This window comes from Sporosarcina sp. G11-34 (genome assembly GCF_026931025.1).
In genome coordinates this window covers 71,037-96,089 of sequence record NZ_JAHNZW010000007.1, presented here as the reverse complement: position 1 = coordinate 96,089, position 25,053 = coordinate 71,037, and the positions used below count along the sequence as shown (strand labels likewise).

Below are 25,053 nucleotides of genomic sequence, written 5' to 3'. Positions count from 1 at the left end.
CTTATTCCGATAAAATTTTCGGTGAAAACCCGCCTAACTCGATACGTTCGACCTTTCCGTTCGCTTCTACTACAAAAATATCTTGGTCTTTTGTAGCTGTTATGCGATCAACTTCTACGCCTTTTTTTACATAGAACTCCCTTATCTCCTGTTCCGCCTGCCACGGGACAAGTGGATGGGGTTGATTCGGTTGATTCGGTTTTTCGGGTTCTTCCGACAAAGATAACTTTTTTTCTGCCGGTTCATTTTGATTAAAAATCCGTTGGAGCAAATCAATGACTTCTCCAAACCCGATGATCAAAAAACCAACCAATATAGGCGTGAAAAAGACTGACCAAACACCAATAGGAAGTTCACCCATGTACTCATCATAAACTGAAACTAAAAATACGATACCACTTAGAATTCCCCATGCAATCACGATTAACCCCATGATTTTCAAAATAAGTGCAATTAAATTATTTCGTTTAAAATGATCAAGTAACATTCATGAACCCCCCGTTTTCTTTACTATACGTTCAAATACCTTGAAGAGTTTCAGTTTCTGATATACTAATTTTATTGGGGGTGACTTCTTTTGAATTTATTTACTGAACGAGTCATTCAAATTATTACGGGGATTCCTCCTGGACATGTCATGTCATATGGACAAGTTGCTGCCGCCGCGGGAAGTCCACGTGGAGCAAGGCAAGTCGTGCGGGTACTCCATTCGATGAGTGAAAACTATGAACTTCCTTGGCACCGGATTATTAATGCGCAGGGGGAAATTTCCTATACAGCAAAAGATCAACGAGGGCTCCTTGAAGCAGAGGGTATCGTTTTCAAAGACAATGGGAAGGTAGATTTTGCAAAGTATCGCTGGTTTCCACTGGATGCAGAGGAAGGCTAATCTAAATACGGAGGTTATTGCAATGAAGTTATTAAAATGGGCGGGAGTACTCGCGTTGGCAATTATACTTGTAGGTTGTGGAAAAACGCCAAGTAATGCAACACCAGAAAAACTGCTAGCCGATGCGTCGGTCGTACTTATAGCGAGCGAACAAGAAATTCTTACGGATACGACAATGTGGACGATTACCGGTCAAACCATTTTCCATACAAATATGAGTACAAAAGTTTCAGCAGCGGATATTAAAATTGGGGATTTGATCAGCTATAAAAGCGAAGATAAAATTCTTGAATCCTATCCAGCCCAAGGAACCGTCAAAGAAGTCTTCTTATTTGATGATGAATATAGCTTAAAAGTAAGTGCCGCAATTACTTCATTTCTTGAAAATCAACCCGAAGGTGATTTGTTAGCATTCGACTTATTGTCACTGGATGATAAGAAACTGACCGCTGAAATAAAAAAATGGAACTTCGAAGATGACCAAGTTTATGTAGCAGAGATTGATTTGGAAACACATGCATTTGAAATGAAGAAACGAGATTAAGTTAAGCCTAGTTTTTTACACGTTTCGATTGAATATTATACTAATATACAACATAATACTAAAAAGTGGTTTACTTTATTGATATAGGAGTATTATTGATTGTTGGCATGCACTTCATATTAAATTTATAAAGTAGGAGCTGGTTTGGATGTGGAAAGATTTTAAGGAATTCGCGTTTCAAGGAAACGTGTTTGACCTTGCCGTTGCCGTTGTCATTGGTGCCGCGTTCGGTAAGATTGTTTCGTCACTCGTCGAAAATATTATTACACCATTGATTGGTATGCTTTCGGGAGGTATTGATTTCTCTGGAATGCATAAAAAGGTAGGCGATTCAGATTTTACATATGGCGTGTTCTTGCAATCTATTATTGATTTTCTAATTGTTGCCATTGTAATATTTTTCGTCATTCGCTTGCTTTCGAAGTTTAAAAAGAAAGAAGAAGCGGTTGAAGAAGTTGTGGAAATCGACGCACAAGAAGTACTTCTTACCGAGATTCGTGATTTATTGAAAGAAGGAAAAAAACTTTAAGTTTTCATGGAAAAAGGACAACCGAGCTAAACCGGTTCGTCCTTTTTTTGTTTGCATGATGGATACCGGCGCATCCAACATACTTATCGACGAATTCCCATCAAAGCACAACCTTGCCACAACTACCACCTACTCAAACCCTGATTGCATTGCCTGGGACTGATGATGGTGGTATAATAGGGTTACCATTTATCGAATAGAAGGAGTGAAGTTCTCATGTGGTTCGTATACATCATGTTTATACTTTTCGCATTCGTCATCGTAGGTAACATTGCTGGCCTTGTTCGTACATTCAGCAATCATAAATAAGTACACAAAAGCCCTCTTATGCAGAGGGCTTTTTTTCATGCAGTAATATCCCTTTTAATGAATGTCGTATAACTAATCGTAAGGAAAATCGCTACATAGGCAACTAAGATTACAATTGAAAATGGCATCGTATTGCCATCTAATACTGTGTAGCCCAGCTCATACTGCGTCAAATCGTGTGCGAAAAGAATATACTTCGCAATCTCAAATCGTTCAAGAAACATCACAATCATCGAACCCGTAAAAAATAAGAACAGCGATACTCCAATCGCCAATGCGGACGAACGGAACACAGATCCAATCATGAAGGCCAATGTCGACATGACAACAACATAAATAAATGCAAGTAGCACTAAGTAAGCAGATTCACTAAATACCGCTGTAACTGCAATTTCCGAGTCGTAAAGAAAAATCGTTTTTCCCTCCGCGGCCGGATAGAAAATATATGCACTAATGATACTTAAAACATACGTAATTACCGTAAGTGTAGAACCAAATAATAAAACAGTCACATATTTTGACGTCAGTATTTTCCATCGTTTAACCGGACGGGATAATAACATCTTAATCGTCCCTTGTGAAAACTCTGAAGCAACAATCCCCGCGGATGCAATAATCATAAGAAGCAGCACGAGCGACATCATACCGTACGTACCCAAAATGGTTTGTTCGCGGCTTGTCGGTTTGCTATTTTCAATACTATACTCGATATTTTGCTGAATTTCATTTTGTCTTTCCATTAGTTCAATCTTTTTATCTTCCGCTAAATCAGGCGCGGCCAGTTCTTCTTCCACCTGTACGAGTTCTTGCTGTAACTCTTCCGTCCAAGCCGAATCATCATATAGTTCTTCCATTATCTTAGAGAGTCCAGACAATCCAACAACCATAACCGCAAGGAGAATGACCATAATCCAAGTGCCTTTTTTATTCCACAATTTCATCCATTCATTTTGTATGAGCTTCAGCAATCTGGCCACCTCCTGTCATTTCTAAAAATTCATCTTCCAACGTTTTTCGGTAAGGTTGAACCGCAAACAGCTCGTATTTTTGTGCTGTGAATTGTTGAATGAGTGCTGGAATCTGTCCTTTTTCCGCATGAATAATAAATCCATCTTTATACGATTCGACAGTGAATCCCTCTTCTGTAAGAAGAACTTCAGTCGCATCAAGAGGTAGTGCTTCAATATAATAATGCGACTCTTGCGTTTCCGACATTTCCCGAATGTCGATTAACTTACCATTTTGAATGACCGCAATCCGGTCACACATCAGTTCGATTTCGGACAGCATATGGCTTGATACAAATACAGAAACCCCTTCGTTTTCCGCAACGTTCCGCAAATGCTCACGAAACTCGCGAATTCCTGCTGGATCTAGACCATTCGTTGGCTCATCGAGAATCAAAAACTTCGGGTTGTGAAGAAGCGCTTGCGCAAGACCAAGGCGCTGCCGCATTCCAAGTGAATACGTCGACACTTTCTCATGAATCCGATTTTGCATCCCTACCTGATTCACAACCTCGTCAATTCGCTCTTTCGTTACACCTTCATGCATGTTCGCAAAATGGATTAAATTTTTATAACCGGAAATGAACTTATACATCTCTGGATTTTCCACAATAACGCCGATTTTTGACAGTCCGCCTTCAAAATCATCCGCCAGTGACACGCCTTCAATGAGGACGTCCCCACTCGTCGGATTCATAAGGCCCACCATCATTCGTATTGTCGTTGTTTTTCCAGCCCCGTTTGGACCGAGAAATCCGGTTATTTGCCCTGGATATAAAGACAAACTCAAATCGTCAATAATCTTTTTCTTGCCAATCGTTTTCGATAAATTCTTCAGTTCTACTACTGGTTGCATTCCCATATTATTGCTCCCTTCTAAATAACGACACCATCCATGAAGTGGCGTCCTTCCCGTACGTATCGCGGATTACATCGACCGCTTCGTGTGCAATGATTTGTCCACCTCTTAGTACTACGATTTCATCAAGCAATGGTTCCACTTCTTTTAACTCATGTGTCGACATCAGCACTGTTTGTCGCTCTATATCTGTATAACGAATAAGTCCTTTTGCAATATCATCGCGCACCATTGGATCCAGTCCCGAGAACGGTTCATCGAGTAAATAATAGCTTGCTTCTCGTCCGAGCGTCACCGCAATTTTTACCCGACCACGGTTTCCTTTTGATAAGCCTTTTATTTTTGAATCCAAGGAAATGTTTAAAAACTGGGCAATCTCTTTTGCTTTAATCAAATCGAAATCAACAAACTGCGAATCGTAAAAATCAAACAGCTGATTCACGGTGAAATACGGATAGAACAAATCGGCATCGGGCATATATGCAATATCCGTCGCAATTTTACGCGTAATTGGTTGACCGCCATACGTTGCTTTTCCCAAATCCGGAGTCAATAGCCCTGCCGTTAATTTTAAAAGCGTCGTTTTACCACTACCGTTCTCCCCAACTAGACCAATTATTTTGCCCTTTGGAATCGCCAGTGTCAAATCCACTAACGCTTTCTTACCCCTATACTTTTTCGATACATTTAGTAACTCAATCATTTCCCCCACCCCGTTTCTGTAAATCATGTACCATTTCATCGGTCGTGAAGCCAAGTGCTTCCACACTTTGAATGAATGATGTCACAAGTTGGTTTTTCACTTCTCCCCGGAGCGCGGCAATTTTCTTTACATCTTCCGTCACGAAAGACCCCTGACCCCTCTTCGTTTCAGTAATTTCCATTTGCTCCAACTCCTTATAGACGCGCTGCATCGTATTTGCGTTAACCCCAACTTCAACCGCATATTCACGGACAGACGGCAGCTTTTCTCCCGGTTGCAATGTACCCCGGATGATATCCCCCGTAATCCGTTCGATGAGCTGCTGGTAAATTGGTTTGTCTGGAAGAAAATCTATGCCCATCGTCAGAACCTCACTTTCTTCTCAAATAAAACTGCCGAAGTTACAAATAAAAGAATCGTAAACAAGACATTCACCAGAAGATCGCCTGTATGAAAAATCGTTTCATTCGCTTCAAAAAAGAATTGTTCCTTTTCAATAGAAAAGCCATTCTTTGATACGCTCCTAATTGGACCAAAAGTAGTTATTTTTTCGTAAATCATCGTCCCTTCGATTCTTTGGAATATCCAGGATACGACAAAGAAGAAACCAACTAGGATTGGGATTGCAAACACCTTCACAGACGGTTCGATTACAAGGTAAAGCACTCTAGCAAATAGACCTATGCACATAGCCATCAGAGACACTAGGAATAACACAAAAATAAACACAACGCCCGCCCCACTAAATGCAAAATCTATATCCAAATTAGAATTACTTAATTGAATTGAACCTACAAACGTAGCAAAGAACAAATTCACAGCCCCGACAAATCCTGCAAAAATGGCTTTTACGCCAAATAATTTAAAAATTGATACTGGGGAATGCAACCAAATATCGAGACGCCCTGTCTCTTTCTTCAATGAATTCAATAAAACGATAACAGGAAGAATTAAGCTGAACAATATCCAACTCGGGATAAGAGCGAATAGCAAAACGTCAAAGACTCCCTTTACAAACATCGATACGACAAAAGGAATTATCAAGACAAATAGTATTGAAGCTCCGACCGTACCGTAAAGCCACCCCTTCATAGATACCCACTCTTTTTTCAATAACCCATTCCATTGTTTCATTAGTCCATCTCCTTTCTACTCCGGTGTATTAGTTACATAGTACACTATACGTGAGTGTGTTGTAAAGAGACTATTAGAATTACTTTTCCATATAAAAACACCCCTTCCATGAAAGAAAGGGGCATTTCGTCAAATAAACTGATTAATAATGAGTTGAACAATCAACGTAATCGTCACTACACGCAGTAAGGTTTTAACATGCTTCGGATTCAATTTTTCAGCGAGGCGGACCCCGATTTGCGCACCGGATATGGAACCAGCCATAAGTGCAAATACAATTGGCCAAATGATTTTCCCCATGGCAATATAACTGATCGCCGCCCCAAATCCGCTTGAAAATGTAGCAAGACGAACAAAACCAATCGCCCGCATATACGAGATACGTAAGTGATTAAACAAATAAAGAAGAAGTGTACCTTGGCCGGGTCCAAACATGCCATCATACATTCCAACTCCAACTAATCCCGGAACAGCAACTTTCGTCGGACGAAGATTTTCCGTACCAGTGAAGTCGGATTTTGAAAGAAATGATGTAAAGAAAGCAAATATAAGTAAAATGATTGCGACCGTGTACATCGTACTTTCCGTCAAACGTGTGGCGATGAAACCACCTGTAAATCCACCTACCATCGATGCCGGAATGATCCAAAATGACTCTTTAAACGTAATCTGCTTTTTTAAAAGAACGGTGATGAACGTTGTGAACGAACTAACCGTGTTCGATATTTTCGCCGCTCCGATAGCCGAATGAATCGGAATCCCCATCAAAAGCATCGCTGGCATCGTAATTAGGCCACCGCCGCCAGCTAACGTACCAAGCGTCATCGCCGCCATCCCGATGAAATATAATAATATGTAATCCAATCCGCACACCGCCTTTCTTTCTAGTATACGGATATTTGACTAATTAGGATATTCGATTGTTTTGTATTAAGTCCATAAGAATACCTTATGTGGAAGAATTGAATGCCCCATCAATCTTTATCGGCGAATCATGACCATATGACTATCCATCACGACTCAATAATCTCTGCCTGCTGTATGTCCAACCGTTCCAATTCATGATTTACTTCATCACGTTTTCTAGCGAGTTGTTCTTGCACTTTACGTACATCTTGCAAGACAGCATTCAATTTACTTTTTGCGTCAGTAATCCTTGAATGAACCATCCAATCCGAAAAGATGTTATCGAAAAAGATATCTGTAAATGCGACAATGTCATTTTGATTCACAGTGAATGATTCTGACGCGATGTTTTGAACGTCCATCAATTCTGCTTCAAAATGGCGAAGTGCACGCTGTGCGCGGTGGACGTGATCGTCTGAGCTATTAATCTCAGAGTACTTAAGTGCGGACACAATTAACCCTCCGCCGAGGAACGTGTCCCAAACCGACATACCTTCTGCGGACCCAAGCTTATCAAGCGCAGCCTCGAGTGCACGACTTGCTAAATTGCCGGCATCCCGTGCTTCTTCAATCTCACGCAACGTCGAACGAAGTGTCACCCGCTCATCTGCAATTTTTTGAAGCGTGCCGTTCGCGACTGAATCGTACCTGCGAATCCACGTCTCTTTTTCCTTCAAAAAAGCTGTCCAATCCTCTTCGATATATGCGAAATCTGGGTTTTGCATCTGGGCTCTAAATTTTTTTGCTTCAGCTTCAAGATCGACGACGTTTTTTTCCGCTTCATTAAATTTAAGCTCCGCCCCCGCTGCTTCTGAGATTTCCTTTTCCATCTTTTCATCCCATTTACCTGTCCACTCGCTTATTTTATTCATAAAAGAAAACTTTCCAAGCTTCACAACATCTTGCTGTTCTTTCGTTAGCAGTTTGTGAAGTTCGTCACGCAACTTGTACGCTTCTCGTAGTTGAACTTCTACCCCTTCCAATCGACGCTTTACCCGATTGCGGTCAGTCCGTTTCATCGTTAGCTCCATTTGTCTTGCATGTATACCTTCTCTCATTCCGAACACCCCTTTTTAATCTATACGGAATTGGACAGATTAAGTTTCAATTATTGATGGAAATCAAGGTCGTCTGTCTGAATCATCGATATACTAAAAGTAGAGGTGATCTTATGAGCCGTCTATTTTTCATCGTGTTCATACTTATACTTGCCGCTTGTGGAAAAGAAGCAACGGTTCGAATGTTGCCTGACCCTGCCCCAGATCAAGAAATGAATTACGCTCAGAATGGAATTACACTTATTCTCGACGAGAATTCATTCGACACATCACCTTCCCTAATCGGAACGACTTTACAAAATGACAGCCTTCGTAATTATGGATACGGGGCATTTTATCATATCGAAATACGCGTCGATGGTTTATGGCATATGATTACCTATTCGGACGCGGTATTTTTGAAAAACAAACGGTTCACAGATTCGGGCAACATCCTTTTAGCGGGTGAAAAAGTTCATCAACAGTTCTCCGTTGAAGAGCTTGGTGTAACACTTTTACCCGGGGAATACCGATTAGTAAAATCATTTCTAGCACAAGGGGAACCCTTTCACGAAGTCTCCGTGGCTGCACCATTTACCGTGGAATGAATCCTTCTTCACACACTAGCAAATATAAGAAAAAGGAGCTAAAACCATTATGGTTTATAGCTCCTTTTTTTAATTAACCCCAAACTTCCTTGGAAAGATCCACGATGAACTTCAATTTCTCCCATTGCTGTTCTTCTGTTAATTTATTGCCATGATGTGTAGAAGCGAATCCACATTGCGGGCTTAGGCATAATTGGTCATGCGGTACATGTTTTGCAGCTTCTTGAATGCGTGCCTTAATCGCTTCTTTGTCTTCTATTTCTCCATTTTTCGAAGTAACAACGCCAAGAATCACTTTTGCTCCGCCATTCGGAACATGTTCCAATGGTTTAAAGTCTCCTGAACGCTCATCATCATATTCCAAGAAGAAGCCATCCACTTTTTCTTTTGCGAGTAATGTTGGTGCAATTAGTTCATAGCTTCCTTCAAACGCCCATGTCGATTGGTAGTTGCCGCGGCATAAGTGCGTTGTCACAACTAGATCTTCCGGTTTTCCTTCTAGGACGCCGTTAATGACACGAAGTGCTAGATCAATAAGTTGGTCTCTTGAACAGGCCCCGTCATTGAATGGGATATCCGGAGCAGAAAGTCCAGCGATATAGACGTCATCCAATTGTAAGTAACGGACTCCCGCATCGTAAAATGCGTTTAGCGCATCCTTATACGCTTGAATAATGTCATTTGCGTATTCCTCGATGTCTGGGTATATATTCTCGTCACGAATACCGATATTGAATAGTTGGTTCGGACTTGGAATTGTTTGTTTCGCAACCGCACGGCCACCAACAATTTCGTTAAACTCGATAAAGTCTTTAATGAACGGATGCTCCGGGTTAAATGAAATTTTCCCACTGTTACGAACGTTATACCGCTCTGTTTCAACGCCTTCAAATACGTATCCAGTCTCAGGTACAAACCCTTCAAATCCATTCAAATGCTCTAGGAAATCTAGATGCCACCATGTCCGTCTGAATTCACCGTCCGTGACCAATTCTAATCCTACTTCAATTTGCTTATCGACAATTCGTTTAATTTCCTTCGTTTCCACTTCACGTAATTGTTCTGCAGTCACTGTACCTTCTTTAAATTCTTTACGTGCTTGGTGCAAGTTATCTGGTCGTAGTAAACTTCCTACGTGATCCGCTCTGAATGGTGCTTTCGTTAAAGTAGTCGTTTTGTTTGTCATTATAAATTCCTTCTCTCTGTTTTTATTTCTGAGGCAACTTCGCTTTCCAGATAAAGTAACAAATAGAAAAACCTCTTCTGTAAGTTAAGAAGAGGTTTTGGCATAATCGCTATTTGCTCTTCTCATCTCCAAGTCTTAAGCATGACACTTAAGCTTCTGGAATTAGCACAGTACTTAAAAAGTCTGTTGCTGAGATATCATAGGGCCAGTCCCTCCATCTCTCTGGATAAGAAAGTTACGTATTCAGTTGTTAATCATTACCTTACATGCATCTAAATTAAAAGTCAATAGAGAAAGTATTGAATGTTTCAAATATACTACTTAATAATTACACCTTGTTCAATCACTTAGTGTCTCATCTCGCTTCGTAATTTCCGATGCGCTCGGCGTTCTGGACCTGTTTCGTACAAACTTGTTTCCTTTTCTGTTTCCGGATAAATTCCGGGAACAGGAGTCGATTTATTGTGTTCGTCCATAGCAACCATTGTAAGGAATGACTCCGTTGTCAATTTCGTATCCCCTGTTAAAAGGTTCACAGAATGAACCGAAACGAATACTTCCATCGATGAACGACCCGTCGATGTTACAATTGCTTCGAGTTCCAATACATCCCCGACACGTGCAGATGAAAGAAAATCGACAGAATCAATTGACGCTGTGACGACAGCCGTCTTTGAATGTTTCATCGCCGTAATGGCTGCAATTTCATCAATATACGATAGAACTTTTCCTCCAAAAATTGTTTGTAAGTGATTCGTATCTGGTGGCAATACGAGATGCGTTTGAATTGTACGTGAATGACTCATCGGTCTAGTTTCATTCATTTTGTATGCTCCTTACTTTTTCATAATTAATTAAAACAACAAAACAGGACACCGAGGTGTCCTGTTTTAAACCATCTCTGCTAGCAACGCATACACCCGTTTCATTTCTTGCTGCAACGCCCACTGATCGCGGCCAAGCCACCTACAATGGATCGCATTGCCCTCAAGCCGTGTCATTCCTGCCTGCAACCCATCGCCCACTCGCAACGTTTCTTGAATTGCACGGATATCCACTTCAGCTACATTCGGTGCTACGAGCCAAACAGATCCAACATACATTGCACCTTCGAGAACACCAACACCGCTTAGGTCTACTTCTTTCGGTGAAAAATGAAGGGAATCGAATGCGATTAATTCGTCGTCAACAAATATTTTGAAATTCGAACGAAACGATTCATAATCGAAAACTTCACCGCGTTTTTCTCGTCCCGGCGCAATGATTTCTCCCCATAAAATGGTTGAATCGGCGGCTACACTAAGTGTCGTATCCACTTGAAACTTTGCATCTACAAACGGGATAATCACTTCGGGCATCCATTCAAGACGGGCACGTGCCCCCATTTCCACATCAATCTTATAAAAACAAGTGTCTCCGGTATGCGATGGATAGATTTTCAACGCCGATTGCTGAGTCAAACGAACTTTGCTATCCGGAGCAATCTTCACCGTAATATCGTTCCGGTCGCCAGCGACCATTCCACCAGACGACTCCATAACGTAGACCGTTGCTGTCGGGTCTTTGCCTTCATACAATTCTCGACTTGCTTTTAACGGAGGTTGTTGGAAAACATGGGGCATCCGCGTATATCCCCTTCTCGGTTCAAATTCTAAGTCGAGTCTTCCGTTATGTCTCGGGCGGTTTACTTTATGCATTTTCACCAGCGGGCTTTACGCCTTCTAGTAACATATTGTGTTTAATCCAATTGACAACTTGGTCAACGTTTTTCTGTGTGCGGACGTCTGCAAAAATATAAGGTCTGCCATTGCGCATTTTTTTCGCGTCGCTATCCATAACCTCAAGATCAACGCCAACATACGGAGCAAGGTCTGTTTTATTGATTAATAAAAGATCCGAGCGCGTTAATGCCGGTCCGCCTTTTCTCGGGATATCTTGGCCTTCTGCAACATCGATTACATAAATGTATGCGTCAACAAGTTCCGGGCTAAATGTTGCGGACAAATTGTCGCCGCCACTTTCAACGAAAATAATATCCAAATTATCAAAACGACTGTTCATTTCATCGATTGCAGCGAAGTTCATGGAAGCATCTTCGCGAATCGCCGTATGTGGACAACCTCCCGTTTCAACGCCTAAAATACGATTCTCTTCAAGTACACCGTTCGTCATCAAAAACTTCGCGTCTTCACGTGTATAAATATCATTCGTAATAACAGCAATTTGATAATCTTTATGCATCGCGCGTGTCAGTTGGTCAACGAGCGATGTTTTGCCCGATCCAACGGGTCCGCCGATACCGATTCGTACTGGTTTCATATAGAAAACTCCTTTTAGTTAAGAAATAAATAGTCTTGAATATAAGTATTCGTGCTTCATAGATGCCAGTTCAATTCCGAGCGCATTGTTGCTAATATCTTCCTCACCTAACGTATCAACCAATTCGGCCGCTTCTGTTATAGGTAAAATCATTTCATGCATTGCCTGCACACCGGTATTTTGACCGAACGGCACAGCACGGACCGCATTTTGGACGAGTCCATTGACCGCCGCAAATAAATACATCATGATTGCGTGATGAACGTTAATCTCCATATTTGCACTATAAATGCCGTACAAAACCGCGTAATGTCCTTTGATTGATTTCGAATCGATGCGTTCCTTCCACTTGGCAAGAAAATCATCTGTCGCAAGTGGGGAAACCGTCCGAATGAATTGTCTTCCAAGATTCACACTTGCTTCGCGTGATTCTTTTGCAAGCTTCATGGCGCCACAAAGCTGCTCAAGATAAAGAAGCCTATCCACATCTTGATTTTTAGCGGCGAGATACGCTTCTTTAATAAGAATCGCATCGCCGCGAACTAAGTTGTGGAATAAGAAAGACGTACAAAAGTCGACCAATTCGGTTTTCGTTTGAATTAGATCCTCTTGAATATACGTCTCCATTCCGTAAGATTGTGTAAATGATCCAATCGGAAAGGCTGAATCGTGAATTTGGAAAAGCTGTAAAAGCGCAGTATCAGTGGGAATGTCCACGGTATTTGAACGGTTGTTTAAATCTTCTTTCAGTTGTTTCATACGAAACACCCACTTCATCCAATAATTTATTTAACGTATGATCTGCACGTACAATGATTTCGTTTTCATCAATCAAAGAGGGCGTATGACGGTTCCCAAGTTCGAATGCCGCTTTCCCCATTTCCGTCATATCTTTCGGGCTAATGACAATGACCGGTTCCATTTTCGTACGTACCGCGATGCGGCGGTTGTGGTCTTCAAAAAGAAGGTCACCGTACTGAAGCGGTTCTTCCTGATCAAGCGACAACGCAATGTCTGTTCCTTGATCCGTTTCTGTACGAAGAATGCGTTTGCTCAACTCTTCCCAGTCCAGTTCAATCCATTCTGTTTTCTTATCGGAAACATCTTCTTTTGTACCAATATTGCCGATGACTTTATTAATAAGCATTCATTAATCCCCTTTTTTAATTAGAATAAAAAGTACCTTTGCGCCATTGGAAGAACGCTGACAGGTTCACAAGTAGCAAGTTCCCCGTCGATTTTCACTTCATACGTTTCTGGATTCACGTCAATAACTGGCGTTTCACTGTTATGTTTCATGTCCGCCTTCGATATATTACGGCAGTTCTTCACAGTCCCAATCATTCGCTTCAAACCAAGTTTTTCAGGAAGTCCTTCCTCGACAGCAATTTGTGGCAAGAATGTCATTGCTGCATTTTGTGGACCTTTACCGTGAAAACCGTACATTTTTCTTCCCATCATCGGTTGAGGTGTCGGAATCGAAGCATTCGGGTCGCCCGTCATTGCATAAACGGCAATTCCGCCTTTAATAACAACTTCTGCTTTCACTCCGAAGAATGCTGGATCCCAAAGAATAATATCCGCAAGTTTTCCTTCTTCAATCGAACCGACCTCATGGCTAATGCCATGTGCGATTGCAGGGTTAATATTTAACTTCGAAATATAGCGTTTTACGCGATAGTTATCATTGTCTTTTCCTTCGTCTTGGGGAAGGGGACCGCGCTGCATTTTCATTTTATTTGCCGTTTGGAACGTTCGAATCGTCACTTCACCCACGCGACCCATCGCTTGCGAGTCCGAGGACATAATGCTGAGGATACCAAGATCCTGCATAATATCTTCCGCCGCAATCGTTTCCGGACGGATCCTCGAATCGGCGAACGCCACATCTTCTGGTACATCGTGTTTCAAATGGTGACAGACCATCAACATGTCCAAATGTTCATCAATTGTATTTGTCGTAAACGGTTTCGTCGGATTCGTCGACGCAGGTATCACATTCGGATATGCTGCCATTCTCAGCTGATCCGGCGCATGTCCACCGCCCGCACCTTCCGTATGGAAAACGTGAATGACACGGCCATCGATTGCTTTAATTGTATCTTCTACAAAACCCGCTTCGTTGAGCGTATCTGAGTGAAGTGCAACTTGGATATCATACTCATCCGCAACCGACAAACTTTGGTCTAGCGCATCCGGTGTCGCACCCCAGTCTTCATGAATTTTCATGCCGATTGCGCCCGCTCGGATTTGTTCAATAATTGGTTCGTGAGTGGATGCGCTCCCTTTCCCAAGAAGCCCAACGTTAACCGGTAAATCTTCAACCGCTTGAAGCGTGCGGTGAAGATGCCATTCACCCGCCGACACACTCGTAGCCTTCGATCCAGCAGCCGGACCCGATCCCCCGCCAATGAACGTTGTCGTTCCAGCATTAAGTGCAGTCTCAACTTGTTGTGGACTAATGAAGTGAATATGTGTGTCAATGGCGCCCGCTGTCGCAATCAACCCTTCACCCGCGTACACTTCGGTTCCAACTCCGATAATCATGTCCTGATCGACACCATCCATCGTATCTGGGTTCCCCGCTTTTCCGACACCAACAATACGACCATCTTTCATACCAATATCCGCTTTCACAATCCCTGTATAATCAATAATCATGACGTTCGTAATGACCGTATCGAGAACACCTTCGTCACGTGTTTTTCTTCCATTTTGCCCCATCGATACACGAAGTGATTTCCCACCTCCGAAAACACCTTCATCTCCGTAGGTTGTATAATCCTTTTCAATTTCAATCCATAAATCCGTATCTGCAAGACGTATTTTGTCCCCTACCGTCGGACCGAACATCTTCGCATATTGATCATGTGTTACTTTCATTCCTTCTCAGCTCCTTTATAGCCGCCTTCGGATGCTTTCTCAATAATTTCTTCCTTATTATGTGTCGATCCTTCTGTAAGCATGTTCAATCCGAATACATGACGTTTTCCACCGAATTCGACGAGTTCAACTTCCTTCTCCTCACCTGGCTCAAAACGCACCGCAGTGCCCGATGGAATATTCAAATGCATACCAACCGAATGTTCACGATCAAATTCAAGAAACTTATTTACCTCGATAAAGTGAAAATGGGATCCGACTTGAATTGGGCGATCTCCCGTATTTGAAACACTTACTGTTTTTGTCGGACGCCCGACATTTATTTCAATTAAGCCTTCTGCTGGTCTAATCTCTCCTGGAATCATTAAAACACTCTCCTCTTATTGAATTGGGTTGTGAACCGTCACAAGTTTTGTTCCATCGGGGAATGTACACTCGATTTGCACGTCACTAATCATATCGCCGACACCTTCCATAACATCCTCGACTGTTAGCACTTGCTTCCCTTCACTCATTAACTGAGCAACCGTCTTTCCGTCACGTGCCCCTTCCATAATGTAATGGCTTAGTAATGCCATGGATTCGGGATAATTTAATTTAACCCCGCGCTCCTTACGTTTAAGCGCTAGTTCGCCCGCTACGTGAAGAAGTAGTTTTTCCTGTTCAACTGGTGATAATTTCAATATAAAGCGCCCCTTTTTTGTATAGTAAATAAACCTCAGTCTTTGATGAAAACAATAGGCTTATACTTCATTATTCAAATTTTGTGTAGTTGTTGCGCATGAACATGCATTTTGGACATGAGTCCTGTTGATTGGAACCCGGCTTAGGCGGGTTTATAAAGGCGTGTGGAGGTAACGTGTCGATTGTCTAATTATAATGGATTGGATAACTTTAGTAAACATTTCCGCAATTGGGATGTGTGGAAAATCATTTTTTAATAATAACAAAAGAGCTGTCCCAAACAATTAGGACAACTCTTTATGAATAGGAACAGCGTCTTCCCGTGCCATCACTTGTTCATCATGCAAATGGCATGCAACAAAATGACCTGGTACTCTTTCCACGAAATCCGGCTCGATTATCGAACATACGCCCATCGCTTTTGGACATCTTGTTCGGAATCTGCAACCACTTGGAATATCTATCGGGCTTGGCACATCGCCTTTCAACACAATTTGTTTTCTGGAACGCTCCATTTTCGGATCAGGTAGCGGAATTGCCGAAAGTAGTGCTTCCGAATAAGGATGCATCGGATGCTCGTAAAGTGTTTCACTTTCAGTCAACTCGACAATTTTACCTAAATACATAACTGCAATTCGATCACTTATGTATTTCACCATCGACAGATCATGCGCTATAAATAAATAAGTAAGCTCTTTTTCTTTTTGAAGCGTCTTCAACAGATTCACGATTTGAGCTTGAATCGACACATCAAGTGCGGCAATCGGTTCATCCGCCACAATAAACTTCGGATCGACGGCAAGTGCACGGGCAATACCGATTCTTTGCCTTTGCCCACCGCTAAATTCATGCGGATAGCGCCCCGAATGGGTTTTGTTCAACCCAACAAGCTCCAGCAACTCATTTACTTTTTGTTCTCGCTCTTGGACGGATGAATTCGTTGCATGGATAAGCACACCTTCTGAAATGATTTCCATAACGGTCATACGCGGATTGAGAGACGAATACGGATCTTGGAAAATCATTTGCATATCCCGCTTCTTCTTTTTTTGTTCCGCCTTACTATACTTACCATGGACGTTTTCATCATCAAAAATGATTTCACCACTCGTAGGTTGATAGATTTGGGTAATCGTCCTTCCGACTGTTGACTTCCCACAACCCGATTCACCTACAAGCCCTAGTGTTTCCCCTTTTTTAATGGTAAAACTAATCCCATCGACGGCTTTTAGCGTCTCTTTTCTGTCTATCTTAAAATGCTTCTTTAAATCTTTAATGACGAGTAAATCCTGTTTTTCCTTCATTCGTGTGCACTCCCAACTGTTTCAGGTGCATGATTCGCGGGTGTGCGAGAATCTTGCAGCCAACATGATACTGAATGGCTGTTACTTAAATGCGTTGTTTCAGGATGGAAATCGTGACAAACTTTCATCGTATACGGACACCGAGCAGCAAATGGACATCCGGTCCCTAATGTAGCCAAGTCTGGTGGAGAACCGGGAATTGGAATAAGCGGCTCTGACCTGCTGGCATTTAAATTCGGCATGGAACCAAGAAGTCCCAGTGTATAAGGATGCTGTGTTTCGTAAAAGATTTCATCCAACGTGCCGTACTCCACAACTTCACCCGCATACATAACCGCTACCCGATCGGCCATATTTGCAACAACACCCAAGTCATGCGTAATGAGAATAATCGCAGTATCCATTTTTTCTTGCAAGTCTTTCATAAGTTGCAAAATTTGTGCCTGTATCGTCACGTCTAGTGCCGTTGTCGGCTCATCCGCTATTAATAGTTTAGGATTACATGCAAGCGCCATCGCAATGACTACACGCTGTCTCATGCCACCAGAAAATTGGTGCGGATAGGCGTCCAATCGAGATTTTGCGTTCGGTATGCCAACAAGTTCTAACATCTCCAACGCTCTTTGTCGTGCTTCGGCTTTTGTTAACGTTTGGTGTTTCGAGAGCCCCTCCATAATTTGCTTACCAATTTTCATCGTCGGGTTCAACGAGGTCATCGGATCTTGGAATACCATGGAAATCTCTGAGCCTCTTACTTTTTGTATTTCTTTTGCGGACATTTTTAGTAAATCCTGGTTTTCGTATATAATCTCACCAAGCGGAGTATCCGCACTATGTTTAGGTAATAAGCGCATAATCGATTTTGCCGTGACCGATTTTCCGGAACCCGATTCACCAACAATTGCGAGCGTTTCTCCTTTTTTTACAGAGAAACTTACGCCTTTTACTGCAGTGATTGCTCCGTTTCGGGTCTTAAATGAAACGTGCAAGTTGTTAACGTCTAAGATGTTTTCTTTCAATTTTTGACCCTCCCTATCTTCTCATTTTTGGATCCAGGGCATCGCGGAGACCATCTGCCAGCAAGTTAAATGAAATCATTATTAAACTAATAACAGCTGCTGGATAAATAAGTTTGTACGGAAAATAACGCATAGACTTGTAGCCATCTTCAATCAATACCCCAAGCGACGCAAGCGGCGCCTGCAAACCGAGTCCGATGAAGCTAAGAAACGCTTCAAAAAAGATGGCTGTCGGAATGGTGAACATAACCGTAACGATAATCGGTCCCATGACGTTTGGCAGTAAATGCTTACCAATTAGCCGGGCATTCGATGCACCAAGCGTTCTAGATGCAAGAACGAACTCTTGACCTTTTAGTTGCAGGATTTGTCCCCGTACGACACGCGCCATTCCAACCCATCCGGTAACGACGAGCGCAAGAATGATCGACGTAATCCCAGGTTCAAGAATAAGGATGAACAAGATAATTATAATTAGGTTCGGAATACCGACTAACACCTCAATAATCCGCTGCATGACGTTATCGAGTCGACCGCCGTAAAATGCGGAAATCCCTCCGTAAAGAACACCAATCGCCAGGTCAAGCCCGGCAGCGACTAAAGCGATAAAAAGAGATATTTGTGTCCCTTTCCAAACCCTCGTCCATAAATCTCTTCCAAATTCATCTGTACCAAACCAGTAATTCTCTTCTATATTCCTTGTTTCATACACATCATTACCTTTGACATCTTTTCCATCAAAACCGAGCCAACCGAGCCCGTCTATTTTTGCCGGTAAATTGGAATGGACTAAGTTTTGACTCTTATACGTGTGATCATTCAACATGGGTCCTATTAAAGCAAATCCAATCAATATAACAAGAACAATCAAAGAAACGACCGCGCCTTTGTTTTTGAATAGACGCTCCCTAGCTTCTTTCCAAAACGAAACGGATGGAGTCATTATTTCTTCGGATACATCTTTGTCTAACGGTGCAGGCACAAATAAGTCTGCTGTAGGTTCTGCAGTAGTTCGTTTAATGCTAGTTTTTTCGTTTAACGGCTTCATGACTGTTCCGCCCCCTTGTATTCAATTCGAGGATCGAGGAACCCATAAAGAATGTCGACAACGAAAACGATAAATATAAACAATGCACTATAAAAAAGTGTAATTCCCATTATGACACTGTAATCAAGGACAAGAATCGATAACGTAAATTGTTCGCCAAGTCCCGGAACCGAAAATATTTTTTCGATGACAAGCGTTCCTGTCATAATCGATACAGCCAATGGACCGAGCATCGTTACAACCGGAATAAGCGCATTCCGAGTTACGTGTTTTACAATGACTGTCGTCTCACTTAACCCTTTTGCACGTGCTGTCGTAACATAGTCTTGTCCCAACACTTCAAGCATTTCACTACGTATGAACCTTGCCACCGTGGCAATTACTGTTACCGACAAGGCGAAGGAAGGTAGAATTGTACTTGAATAGTTTTCCCATAGTGCGACCGGTAGCCATCCTAATTTGACACCAACGTAATATTGCAAAAGTGCTGCAAAAACGAATGACGGAATGGACATACCAAGAACAGCAATTGTTACAGATATGTAATCGAGTGCTGAGTTGTGACGTAATGCAGAGATAATACCGAGCCCAAGCCCAATAATCGTCCCGAAAATAAGTGCTTGCAAACCGATGAACGCAGAAGGACCAATGCGGCCACCAATCATGCTCATAACTGTTCGGCCTTCATATTGGAACGAATAGCCAAGGTCTCCTTGGAGCAAACTTCCTACATACTTAAGATATTGAATTGCCACTGGCTGATCAAACCCGTATTTTGCGTTAAGGATTGCCAGCTGACTTTCCGATAACTTCTCAGGATTCGAGAATGGTGTTCCCGGTATTAATTCCATTAGGAAAAAAGTAGCCGTAATAATAACAAACAGTGTAACAATCATAAATCCAAGTCTTTTTAATATGTAACGTTTCATACAAACACCCCAATTCTTTTAAGCTCTAGCTTCTTAGATGGAAAAAAACGAGGGGCACCAGCGGCGGCCCCCCGTTTTTCTTGTTGCCTTTAGTATAAACTCTTACTCTTCAATATAAGCCCATTGGTACGAGAATTCAGCACCTGATGGATGTTTAACTAATCCTTTAATTTTGTCTTGCATAAGGATTGCCGTTCCTGTTTGGTAAAGTGGTGCGATTGCAGCATCTTCTTCTAACAAGATTTTCTCAATGCCTAGTAGCATTTCAAAACGTTTGCTTAAGTCTGTTTCTCCACGAGCTTCAGCAACTAATGCATTTAGTTTAGGATTATCGTAATCCATACGGTTTGCTGATCCGCCTGTCAACCACATATCCAAGTATGTCATCGGGTCACTGTAGTCAGGCCCCCATGAAGATAATGAAATATCATATGTGACAGCTTTTTCAATTTCAAGACGTTGTGCAAATGGTACTGCTTTAATATCAAGTTTGAATCCTGGTAGATTATCTTCAAGCTGTGCTTGTAAATATTCTGCAACTTTTTTCATCGACTCAGAATCTGCGATGTTAATAGAAACAGTTACTTCATCTTCACCAAGTTCTTTTAATGTTTTTTCCCATAATGCTTTTGCTTCTTCTGGCGTTCCTTTATTAATATCGCCATTCAACTCACGGTAATCTTTTTGCTCAGGAGATAAGTAGTATCCTTCTGCAACAACTCCGTATAACGGTGTTGAACCGTCTTTCAAAATAACGTCTGTTAGTCCTTCACGGTCAATTGCCATATTGATAGCTCTGCGGATTTCCATGTTTCCTAAAACAGGGTGGTTATGGTTGAAACGTAAAAAGATGATATCTGATTCTTTAACAATTTTGAAGTCGTCATCAGATGAAAATTGATCGACAAGTGCAGATGTAAGGACTGTTCGATCAATCTTCCCAGTTTCATAAAGGTTTGCGCCAGCTGAAGGCTCTTTTACAACAACTACTTCAACTGCATCCAATTTAACATTGTCGGCATCCCAATAATCTTCGTTTTTCTCTAATTTCCAACCTTGTTCATGCGTCCAGCTAACGATTTTAAATGGACCGTTTGATAATACTTTATCTGCTTCTAGTGAATACTGGTCACCGAGTTCTTCAACAAACTTTTGGTTTTGTGGAAGGAATGTCGGGAACGCAAGTAACGTTTCGAATAGCGGATTCGGGCTTTCTAGTGTAACTTCAAGTGTGTAGTCACCTGTTGCTTTAATTCCAAGTTCTTCGGCATCCATTGTCTCGTCCATAATTGCTTCAGCATTTTTAATGCCTGCAGTGACGAGCATGTAGTTATATGCCCCTGCTTCTTTCATGACGCGTTTCCATGCATATTCGAAGTCGGCAGCCGTTACGGGGTCGCCATTACTCCATGTCGTTTCTTTTAACGTAAACGTATGTGTTATTTTGTCATCACTTTGCTCATGCTTTTCAGCAAGCGCAAGAATAGGTGCGTTATTTTCATCTTGACGATAAAGTCCTTCATTTGTGTTATTCAACACGTTAAATGCGACTCCGTCATGTGCTTTCGTCGAGTCTAAAGTTGGAATTTCTGCTGAGGCGCTTAATTTGAGAACTTGTGCTACCTCTTCAGTTTTCCCGTCTTTACCCTTATCCTCTTTTTTCCCATCGTCTTCTTTTTTGTCTGATGAGTTAAAATTACATCCTGAGAGGACTAGTGTAAAAATCGTCAAGAATATAAAGGCAAACCATTTTTTGTTCTTCATCTTTTGTTACCCCCTTGAAAAGTTTGTTCTATATTCATATAATTGTAAATGCTTACATTCATAATAGCAATAGAATTTTTAATTGTCTAAATCTACTAAAGTAAGTAAATAAATGGATTTTAAAGGAGTCGACTATTAATATGCATAGGTATTTACTCATTAACCTACTAGTAGCCCCATTAGTACTATTTATATTTACAGCTGTTTTCTTTTCTACTCGTATAGTTACTTCACTGGATTTCGTTTTTTATGTAGGACTTCTCCTATTACTTGTCGGCAGTGTAATGCTTGTCCTTCAAGCTGGATTTTTTAATGCGTTCATATCAACGTCCAAACACTTTTTTTCTACTATTAGCAGAAAAGAGCAAGCGATACAAAACTTCGAAGGTAAAAAAGGAGAAGCCGCAGTTTACAAAAAAGAATACCCTATTTTAAATACGTTTTTAGTTGTCGGCGGTGTGTATTGTTTGTTCAGCATTATCGGTTCAATCGCCGTTGTCTATTTGAACTTTTGAGTTCTTTCACTCTACTCCTGGAAGTATCGTCAACGTCTTTTCCGTCGCATCTAATTTTGCTTCTACCCCAAGTGGAACAGCAAAATGTGGCTCACAATGGCCAATCTTAAACCCTTTTAAAGCAGGCTTATTTAAATTTCCAAAGTAATGATCTAGTACTTCATCTACCGTCAGTGACCGATCTTTTTTCTTCGGTTCTGATTTCGCAAAATCTCCAATAACGAAACCAATTGCATCATCAAGCTTTCCAGATAACTTAAGTTGATTTAACATACCGTCGATTTGATAAGGTTCTTCACCGACATCTTCTAGTAGCAGCAATTTCCCTTTTGTATCTATTTCGTATTTCGTTCCGATACCGCTGGCAAGAAGCGATAGATTACCGCCCACTAGCTCTCCTGTTGCACTACCGCCCGCTACTATTTTCAATGGAGATATGTCTTCTGTATAATGCAATTCCATTGGAGTAAACAACTGTTGGAACATTTTCTTTGATAATTCATGGAACGAATCATGCCCTATATCTGACGATAACATCGGGCCATGAAATGTCGCTATGTTTGAAAAGTTTCCTAACGCTGTGTGCAAGTAAGTGATGTCACTGTATCCCCAAAATATTTTCGGGTTTTCGGCAATCAATTGATAATCAATTTGCTGAGCAAATCTTGCAGACCCATATCCCCCGCGTGCACAAATAATGGCATCTACTTCTTTGTCTTCAAACATATCATGAAAGTCTTTTACCCTTTCTTGATCCGTTCCCGCAAGATAACCGTTCACATTGTGAACATGTTTACCCATTTTATAATTAAGGCCAAGCTCTTCTAAAAAATGTAACGCTTTTTCCAAACTTTCTGCTTCGGGAGGACCAGCCGGGGCAATAATCCCTACCGTGTCCCCCACTTCTAATCGTTTCGGTCTAATTCGCATCGATATCCCTCTTTCTATTATGTGTGACACTTTTTCGGATAAAAATTTATTCGCATCGAACGCAATCATAATAACAGATATACAAAAATACCTCGCAACATAAGCATTGAATCCGCATCCTCTTACTTACAATTAATTGCAATAAATCCGAAACCTTTCAAGACCTGCAAACGTATATGTACATACTGATAGATTAGGGGGTTATTCTTTGGTCGATTTTGTAGATCAACGAAAAATTGTTTGCGTTTCTATTGCTATTATTTTATTTATTTTAGCTTTCCTTGCACCCGCCGCTATTATTTACCCTATAAAAATCGGTTTCATAACAGAGGCGTTATTCATTGGAACGACACAATGGGCACTTCTTACAGGTGGCGTTGGAATCATGGCCCTTGCCACAATCTTCTTAGCTATCGCCATTTCTAAAAATACGAAAGTGACGGGCGGTGTTGCAATCTTACTTAGTACGGTAGCAGCTGTCGGAATCATGTTATCTATAAAAGATTATTACTACGTAACTAACAATCATTTCGTATCCAATGGACCGTTTTCATTCGAAGAAAAAGTGTATGAATGGGATGACTTCGAAAGCGTTGAAGAACGCCTCGGCAAAGAAAACGGAATAACCTTTGTTGAAACTGTCATACTTCGTATGAAAAACGGAGACCGGCTGGAATACAAAGGTGGACAAATGAGTCGTATGCACAGAACAATTTCCGACAAAGTAGTAGATGCGGGTGGCGAACTTATCCGCATTGAAGCGCCATCTGGAGAATGAAAAAAGGTGCTATATGAGTCAATTTCATAATAGAAAATTTAGTGTTGAAATACGAACAAAGTTGGTTTCCGCTTCGGGCGGACGCTTTCCGTGGGCACGGCTTCAATCTCCTCGTCACTGCGTTCCTGCGGGGCTTTCAGCACGCGCCGAGCGCTGTGAGGAAGATTCTTTAGTTCAGTTTATATAGATACAAAGAAAACAGGGTACCCCACTCGGAGTGTCCTGTTTTCTTTGTAAACGCGCTTAATCATCTCAAAGATTTCGGGTTAAATGCATCTTTTAATCCTTCACCTACGAAGTTAATCGACAAGATGACAAATGTGATTGCAAGTGCTGGTGGCATCCAAATCCAAGGTTTCCCTTGTAAGACGTCTGGTTCGTTCGCAAATGCAAGCATATTTCCCCAGCTCGGTGTCTGCTGTGGAACTCCAAAGCCCAAGAAACTTAGACCCGTTTCCGCAATGATTAATGATGCAAAAAGAAGTGTAGATTGAACAATAATTGTCGACATAACATTCGGCAATAAATGTTTCGTAATTACTTTTATAGGCGAACAACCAATCGAAATCGCAGCGAGCACGTAATCATTCTCTTTTTCAGCGAGAATTTTACTACGTACAATCCGCGCAACTCCACCCCAAGTAAGCAACCCAATAACTCCAATCAGTACCCACAATCCATTCACTCTTCCATGTAGAATTGTGTTCAAAACGATAACAAAAATAAGAAATGGGAACGTTAATACGAAGTCTGTGAACCTCATTAGAAGGCCATCAACAAATCCCCCAAAGAAGCCCGCAATTGAGCCTACAAGGGTTCCTAAAAAGATAACAATTGCAGTTGAACTAATTCCTATTAAAAGGGAAATTTGTCCTCCATACAAAAGTCTCGTCATTACATCTCTTCCGCTTTTGTCGGTACCAAGAATATGTTCGCCGTTCGGCGGAATGCTCATCTTACTAATGTTCACCTTTTTTATGTCAGGTATAGGCGATAAGTGAGGCGCCAAAAACGGGGCTAGAAGAGTCAAGATAATGACTATTATTAAAAAAACAAGACTAATCATTGCCAATTTATTTTTTAGAAACTTTTTTCTCGCTATACCCAAAGGCGACAAACTTTTTACTGGTGATTTCGGTTCTATCGTAGTTGTATTTGTTGTCATTTCC

The 25,053-nt window shown here is 41.5% G+C and carries 30 protein-coding genes and 1 riboswitch; of the genes, 6 read left to right on the top strand and 24 right to left on the bottom strand.

What is annotated here, in order from left to right:
* Position 1: 1 nt before the first annotated feature.
* A complete protein-coding gene (locus tag KSU66_RS11540) occupies positions 2 to 487 on the bottom strand; it encodes a hypothetical protein (protein WP_269051613.1) in 486 nt (161 codons plus the stop codon).
* Between the two features lie 90 nt (positions 488 to 577).
* Here KSU66_RS11540 and KSU66_RS11535 point away from each other — a divergent pair, with 90 nt between their 5' ends.
* The 3 genes from KSU66_RS11535 (at position 578) to mscL (ending at position 1,962) form a co-directional block, all read left to right on the top strand.
* Positions 578 to 889: an MGMT family protein gene (locus KSU66_RS11535; protein ID WP_269051612.1), complete on the top strand. Its 312-nt coding sequence runs from the start codon at positions 578 to 580 to the stop codon at positions 887 to 889.
* 22 nt (positions 890 to 911) lie between these two features.
* Positions 912 to 1,433 carry a DUF3221 domain-containing protein gene (locus KSU66_RS11530; RefSeq protein ID WP_269051611.1) on the top strand — a complete coding sequence of 174 codons (522 nt, stop codon included), beginning with the start codon at positions 912 to 914 and terminating at the stop codon, positions 1,431 to 1,433.
* 148 nt (positions 1,434 to 1,581) lie between these two features.
* Positions 1,582 to 1,962 (top strand): large conductance mechanosensitive channel protein MscL, encoded by a 381-nt coding sequence (gene mscL / locus KSU66_RS11525; protein ID WP_269051610.1) that lies wholly within the window; start codon positions 1,582 to 1,584, stop codon positions 1,960 to 1,962.
* Positions 1,963 to 2,306: 344 nt separating this feature from the next.
* Here the strand turns inward: mscL and KSU66_RS11520 are convergent, their stop codons facing one another.
* The 7 genes from KSU66_RS11520 to KSU66_RS11490 all read right to left on the bottom strand — a co-directional run bounded on the left by KSU66_RS11520 (position 2,307) and on the right by KSU66_RS11490 (position 7,938).
* Entirely contained in the window at positions 2,307 to 3,239 is a 933-nt protein-coding gene (locus KSU66_RS11520; RefSeq protein WP_269051609.1) for an ABC transporter permease, read from the bottom strand.
* The gene (locus KSU66_RS11515) at positions 3,217 to 4,140 is read right to left on the bottom strand and encodes an ABC transporter ATP-binding protein (protein ID WP_269051608.1); all 924 of its coding nucleotides are present in this window, start codon (positions 4,138 to 4,140) and stop codon (positions 3,217 to 3,219) included. Before KSU66_RS11515 ends, KSU66_RS11520 begins: the two co-directional genes overlap by 23 nt.
* A gap of 1 nt (position 4,141) precedes the next feature.
* Positions 4,142 to 4,840 carry an ABC transporter ATP-binding protein gene (locus KSU66_RS11510; protein ID WP_269051607.1) on the bottom strand — a complete coding sequence of 233 codons (699 nt, stop codon included), beginning with the start codon at positions 4,838 to 4,840 and terminating at the stop codon, positions 4,142 to 4,144.
* On the bottom strand, positions 4,833 to 5,201 hold the full coding sequence (locus KSU66_RS11505; protein WP_269051606.1) for a GntR family transcriptional regulator: 369 nt from the start codon (positions 5,199 to 5,201) through the stop codon (positions 4,833 to 4,835). The genes KSU66_RS11510 and KSU66_RS11505 overlap by 8 nt, the downstream gene beginning before the upstream one ends.
* A 2-nt stretch (positions 5,202 to 5,203) precedes the next feature.
* A complete protein-coding gene (locus KSU66_RS11500) occupies positions 5,204 to 5,974 on the bottom strand; it encodes a hypothetical protein (RefSeq protein ID WP_269051605.1) in 771 nt (256 codons plus the stop codon).
* Positions 5,975 to 6,103: 129 nt separating this feature from the next.
* Positions 6,104 to 6,838 carry a sulfite exporter TauE/SafE family protein gene (locus KSU66_RS11495; protein WP_269051604.1) on the bottom strand — a complete coding sequence of 245 codons (735 nt, stop codon included), beginning with the start codon at positions 6,836 to 6,838 and terminating at the stop codon, positions 6,104 to 6,106.
* A gap of 149 nt (positions 6,839 to 6,987) precedes the next feature.
* The gene (locus tag KSU66_RS11490; protein WP_269051603.1) at positions 6,988 to 7,938 is read right to left on the bottom strand and encodes a hypothetical protein; all 951 of its coding nucleotides are present in this window, start codon (positions 7,936 to 7,938) and stop codon (positions 6,988 to 6,990) included.
* A gap of 113 nt (positions 7,939 to 8,051) precedes the next feature.
* On the opposite strand from KSU66_RS11490, the gene KSU66_RS11485 reads away from it, so the two are divergent.
* Positions 8,052 to 8,525: an immunoglobulin-like domain-containing protein gene (locus KSU66_RS11485; protein ID WP_269051602.1), complete on the top strand. Its 474-nt coding sequence runs from the start codon at positions 8,052 to 8,054 to the stop codon at positions 8,523 to 8,525.
* A gap of 73 nt (positions 8,526 to 8,598) precedes the next feature.
* Here the strand turns inward: KSU66_RS11485 and KSU66_RS11480 are convergent, their stop codons facing one another.
* From KSU66_RS11480 to KSU66_RS11415, 14 genes are all read right to left on the bottom strand, one after another.
* Complete coding sequence (locus KSU66_RS11480) at positions 8,599 to 9,711, bottom strand: 5-methyltetrahydropteroyltriglutamate--homocysteine S-methyltransferase (protein WP_269051601.1); 1,113 nt, start codon at positions 9,709 to 9,711, stop codon at positions 8,599 to 8,601.
* Between the two features lie 119 nt (positions 9,712 to 9,830).
* Positions 9,831 to 9,944, bottom strand: a riboswitch (SAM riboswitch).
* A 114-nt stretch (positions 9,945 to 10,058) separates the two neighbouring features.
* The gene (locus KSU66_RS11475; RefSeq protein ID WP_269051600.1) at positions 10,059 to 10,535 is read right to left on the bottom strand and encodes an acyl-CoA thioesterase; all 477 of its coding nucleotides are present in this window, start codon (positions 10,533 to 10,535) and stop codon (positions 10,059 to 10,061) included.
* A gap of 66 nt (positions 10,536 to 10,601) precedes the next feature.
* Positions 10,602 to 11,333 (bottom strand): urease accessory protein UreD, encoded by a 732-nt coding sequence (locus KSU66_RS11470; RefSeq protein ID WP_269051599.1) that lies wholly within the window; start codon positions 11,331 to 11,333, stop codon positions 10,602 to 10,604.
* A 67-nt stretch (positions 11,334 to 11,400) separates the two neighbouring features.
* A complete protein-coding gene (gene ureG, locus KSU66_RS11465) occupies positions 11,401 to 12,030 on the bottom strand; it encodes an urease accessory protein UreG (RefSeq protein ID WP_269051598.1) in 630 nt (209 codons plus the stop codon).
* Between the two features lie 18 nt (positions 12,031 to 12,048).
* A complete protein-coding gene (locus KSU66_RS11460) occupies positions 12,049 to 12,789 on the bottom strand; it encodes an urease accessory protein UreF (protein WP_269051597.1) in 741 nt (246 codons plus the stop codon).
* The gene (locus KSU66_RS11455) at positions 12,731 to 13,177 is read right to left on the bottom strand and encodes an urease accessory protein UreE (protein WP_269051596.1); all 447 of its coding nucleotides are present in this window, start codon (positions 13,175 to 13,177) and stop codon (positions 12,731 to 12,733) included. Before KSU66_RS11455 ends, KSU66_RS11460 begins: the two co-directional genes overlap by 59 nt.
* 20 nt (positions 13,178 to 13,197) lie before the next feature.
* On the bottom strand, positions 13,198 to 14,913 hold the full coding sequence (gene ureC, locus KSU66_RS11450) for an urease subunit alpha (protein WP_269051595.1): 1,716 nt from the start codon (positions 14,911 to 14,913) through the stop codon (positions 13,198 to 13,200).
* Positions 14,910 to 15,278 carry an urease subunit beta gene (locus tag KSU66_RS11445; RefSeq protein ID WP_269051594.1) on the bottom strand — a complete coding sequence of 123 codons (369 nt, stop codon included), beginning with the start codon at positions 15,276 to 15,278 and terminating at the stop codon, positions 14,910 to 14,912. The genes ureC and KSU66_RS11445 overlap by 4 nt, the downstream gene beginning before the upstream one ends.
* Before the next feature lie 15 nt (positions 15,279 to 15,293).
* Positions 15,294 to 15,596, bottom strand: a complete 303-nt coding sequence (gene ureA / locus KSU66_RS11440) for an urease subunit gamma (protein ID WP_269051593.1) — start codon at positions 15,594 to 15,596, stop codon at positions 15,294 to 15,296.
* Between the two features lie 285 nt (positions 15,597 to 15,881).
* Complete coding sequence (locus tag KSU66_RS11435; RefSeq protein ID WP_269051592.1) at positions 15,882 to 16,901, bottom strand: ABC transporter ATP-binding protein; 1,020 nt, start codon at positions 16,899 to 16,901, stop codon at positions 15,882 to 15,884.
* The gene (locus tag KSU66_RS11430; RefSeq protein WP_269051591.1) at positions 16,898 to 17,920 is read right to left on the bottom strand and encodes an ABC transporter ATP-binding protein; all 1,023 of its coding nucleotides are present in this window, start codon (positions 17,918 to 17,920) and stop codon (positions 16,898 to 16,900) included. Before KSU66_RS11430 ends, KSU66_RS11435 begins: the two co-directional genes overlap by 4 nt.
* Before the next feature lie 13 nt (positions 17,921 to 17,933).
* Positions 17,934 to 18,968, bottom strand: coding sequence for an oligopeptide ABC transporter permease (gene opp3C / locus KSU66_RS11425; protein WP_269051590.1), 1,035 nt, complete (start codon positions 18,966 to 18,968; stop codon positions 17,934 to 17,936).
* Positions 18,965 to 19,897 (bottom strand): ABC transporter permease, encoded by a 933-nt coding sequence (locus KSU66_RS11420; protein ID WP_269051589.1) that lies wholly within the window; start codon positions 19,895 to 19,897, stop codon positions 18,965 to 18,967. Before KSU66_RS11420 ends, opp3C begins: the two co-directional genes overlap by 4 nt.
* A 102-nt stretch (positions 19,898 to 19,999) precedes the next feature.
* On the bottom strand, positions 20,000 to 21,661 hold the full coding sequence (locus tag KSU66_RS11415) for a peptide ABC transporter substrate-binding protein (protein WP_269051588.1): 1,662 nt from the start codon (positions 21,659 to 21,661) through the stop codon (positions 20,000 to 20,002).
* A gap of 140 nt (positions 21,662 to 21,801) precedes the next feature.
* Here KSU66_RS11415 and KSU66_RS11410 point away from each other — a divergent pair, with 140 nt between their 5' ends.
* Positions 21,802 to 22,176 carry a DUF3899 domain-containing protein gene (locus tag KSU66_RS11410; RefSeq protein ID WP_269051587.1) on the top strand — a complete coding sequence of 125 codons (375 nt, stop codon included), beginning with the start codon at positions 21,802 to 21,804 and terminating at the stop codon, positions 22,174 to 22,176.
* Positions 22,177 to 22,182: 6 nt separating this feature from the next.
* Here the strand turns inward: KSU66_RS11410 and KSU66_RS11405 are convergent, their stop codons facing one another.
* Positions 22,183 to 23,106 carry a S66 peptidase family protein gene (locus KSU66_RS11405; protein WP_269051586.1) on the bottom strand — a complete coding sequence of 308 codons (924 nt, stop codon included), beginning with the start codon at positions 23,104 to 23,106 and terminating at the stop codon, positions 22,183 to 22,185.
* A 208-nt stretch (positions 23,107 to 23,314) separates the two neighbouring features.
* On the opposite strand from KSU66_RS11405, the gene KSU66_RS11400 reads away from it, so the two are divergent.
* Complete coding sequence (locus KSU66_RS11400; protein WP_269051585.1) at positions 23,315 to 23,884, top strand: hypothetical protein; 570 nt, start codon at positions 23,315 to 23,317, stop codon at positions 23,882 to 23,884.
* Between the two features lie 247 nt (positions 23,885 to 24,131).
* Here KSU66_RS11400 and opp4C read toward each other — a convergent pair whose 3' ends face one another.
* Entirely contained in the window at positions 24,132 to 25,049 is a 918-nt protein-coding gene (gene opp4C / locus KSU66_RS11395; protein WP_269051584.1) for an oligopeptide ABC transporter permease, read from the bottom strand.
* Positions 25,050 to 25,053 lie beyond the last annotated feature (4 nt).

Excerpts from the sequence above, each read along its gene's own strand:
- ureC (WP_269051595.1), bottom strand. The coding sequence starts at position 14,913 with ATGAAAGTAACACATGATCAATATGCGAAGATGTTCGGTCCGACGGTA.
- KSU66_RS11540 (WP_269051613.1), bottom strand. The coding sequence starts at position 487 with ATGTTACTTGATCATTTTAAACGAAATAATTTAATTGCACTTATTTTG.
- mscL (WP_269051610.1), top strand. The coding sequence starts at position 1,582 with ATGTGGAAAGATTTTAAGGAATTCGCGTTTCAAGGAAACGTGTTTGAC.
- KSU66_RS11455 (WP_269051596.1), bottom strand. The coding sequence starts at position 13,177 with ATGCTTATTAATAAAGTCATCGGCAATATTGGTACAAAAGAAGATGTT.
- ureG (WP_269051598.1), bottom strand. The coding sequence starts at position 12,030 with ATGAAACCAGTACGAATCGGTATCGGCGGACCCGTTGGATCGGGCAAA.
- KSU66_RS11435 (WP_269051592.1), bottom strand. The coding sequence starts at position 16,901 with ATGAAGGAAAAACAGGATTTACTCGTCATTAAAGATTTAAAGAAGCAT.
- KSU66_RS11475 (WP_269051600.1), bottom strand. The coding sequence starts at position 10,535 with ATGAATGAAACTAGACCGATGAGTCATTCACGTACAATTCAAACGCAT.
- KSU66_RS11490 (WP_269051603.1), bottom strand. The coding sequence starts at position 7,938 with ATGAGAGAAGGTATACATGCAAGACAAATGGAGCTAACGATGAAACGG.
- KSU66_RS11515 (WP_269051608.1), bottom strand. The coding sequence starts at position 4,140 with ATGGGAATGCAACCAGTAGTAGAACTGAAGAATTTATCGAAAACGATT.
- KSU66_RS11445 (WP_269051594.1), bottom strand. The coding sequence starts at position 15,278 with ATGATTCCAGGAGAGATTAGACCAGCAGAAGGCTTAATTGAAATAAAT.
- KSU66_RS11410 (WP_269051587.1), top strand. The coding sequence starts at position 21,802 with ATGCATAGGTATTTACTCATTAACCTACTAGTAGCCCCATTAGTACTA.
- KSU66_RS11420 (WP_269051589.1), bottom strand. The coding sequence starts at position 19,897 with ATGAAACGTTACATATTAAAAAGACTTGGATTTATGATTGTTACACTG.
- KSU66_RS11460 (WP_269051597.1), bottom strand. The coding sequence starts at position 12,789 with ATGAAACAACTGAAAGAAGATTTAAACAACCGTTCAAATACCGTGGAC.
- opp4C (WP_269051584.1), bottom strand. The coding sequence starts at position 25,049 with ATGACAACAAATACAACTACGATAGAACCGAAATCACCAGTAAAAAGT.
- KSU66_RS11530 (WP_269051611.1), top strand. The coding sequence starts at position 912 with ATGAAGTTATTAAAATGGGCGGGAGTACTCGCGTTGGCAATTATACTT.
- KSU66_RS11415 (WP_269051588.1), bottom strand. The coding sequence starts at position 21,661 with ATGAAGAACAAAAAATGGTTTGCCTTTATATTCTTGACGATTTTTACA.
- KSU66_RS11500 (WP_269051605.1), bottom strand. The coding sequence starts at position 5,974 with ATGAAACAATGGAATGGGTTATTGAAAAAAGAGTGGGTATCTATGAAG.
- KSU66_RS11405 (WP_269051586.1), bottom strand. The coding sequence starts at position 23,106 with ATGCGAATTAGACCGAAACGATTAGAAGTGGGGGACACGGTAGGGATT.
- KSU66_RS11505 (WP_269051606.1), bottom strand. The coding sequence starts at position 5,201 with ATGGGCATAGATTTTCTTCCAGACAAACCAATTTACCAGCAGCTCATC.
- opp3C (WP_269051590.1), bottom strand. The coding sequence starts at position 18,968 with ATGAAGCCGTTAAACGAAAAAACTAGCATTAAACGAACTACTGCAGAA.
- KSU66_RS11510 (WP_269051607.1), bottom strand. The coding sequence starts at position 4,840 with ATGATTGAGTTACTAAATGTATCGAAAAAGTATAGGGGTAAGAAAGCG.
- KSU66_RS11485 (WP_269051602.1), top strand. The coding sequence starts at position 8,052 with ATGAGCCGTCTATTTTTCATCGTGTTCATACTTATACTTGCCGCTTGT.
- KSU66_RS11470 (WP_269051599.1), bottom strand. The coding sequence starts at position 11,333 with ATGCCCCATGTTTTCCAACAACCTCCGTTAAAAGCAAGTCGAGAATTG.
- KSU66_RS11480 (WP_269051601.1), bottom strand. The coding sequence starts at position 9,711 with ATGACAAACAAAACGACTACTTTAACGAAAGCACCATTCAGAGCGGAT.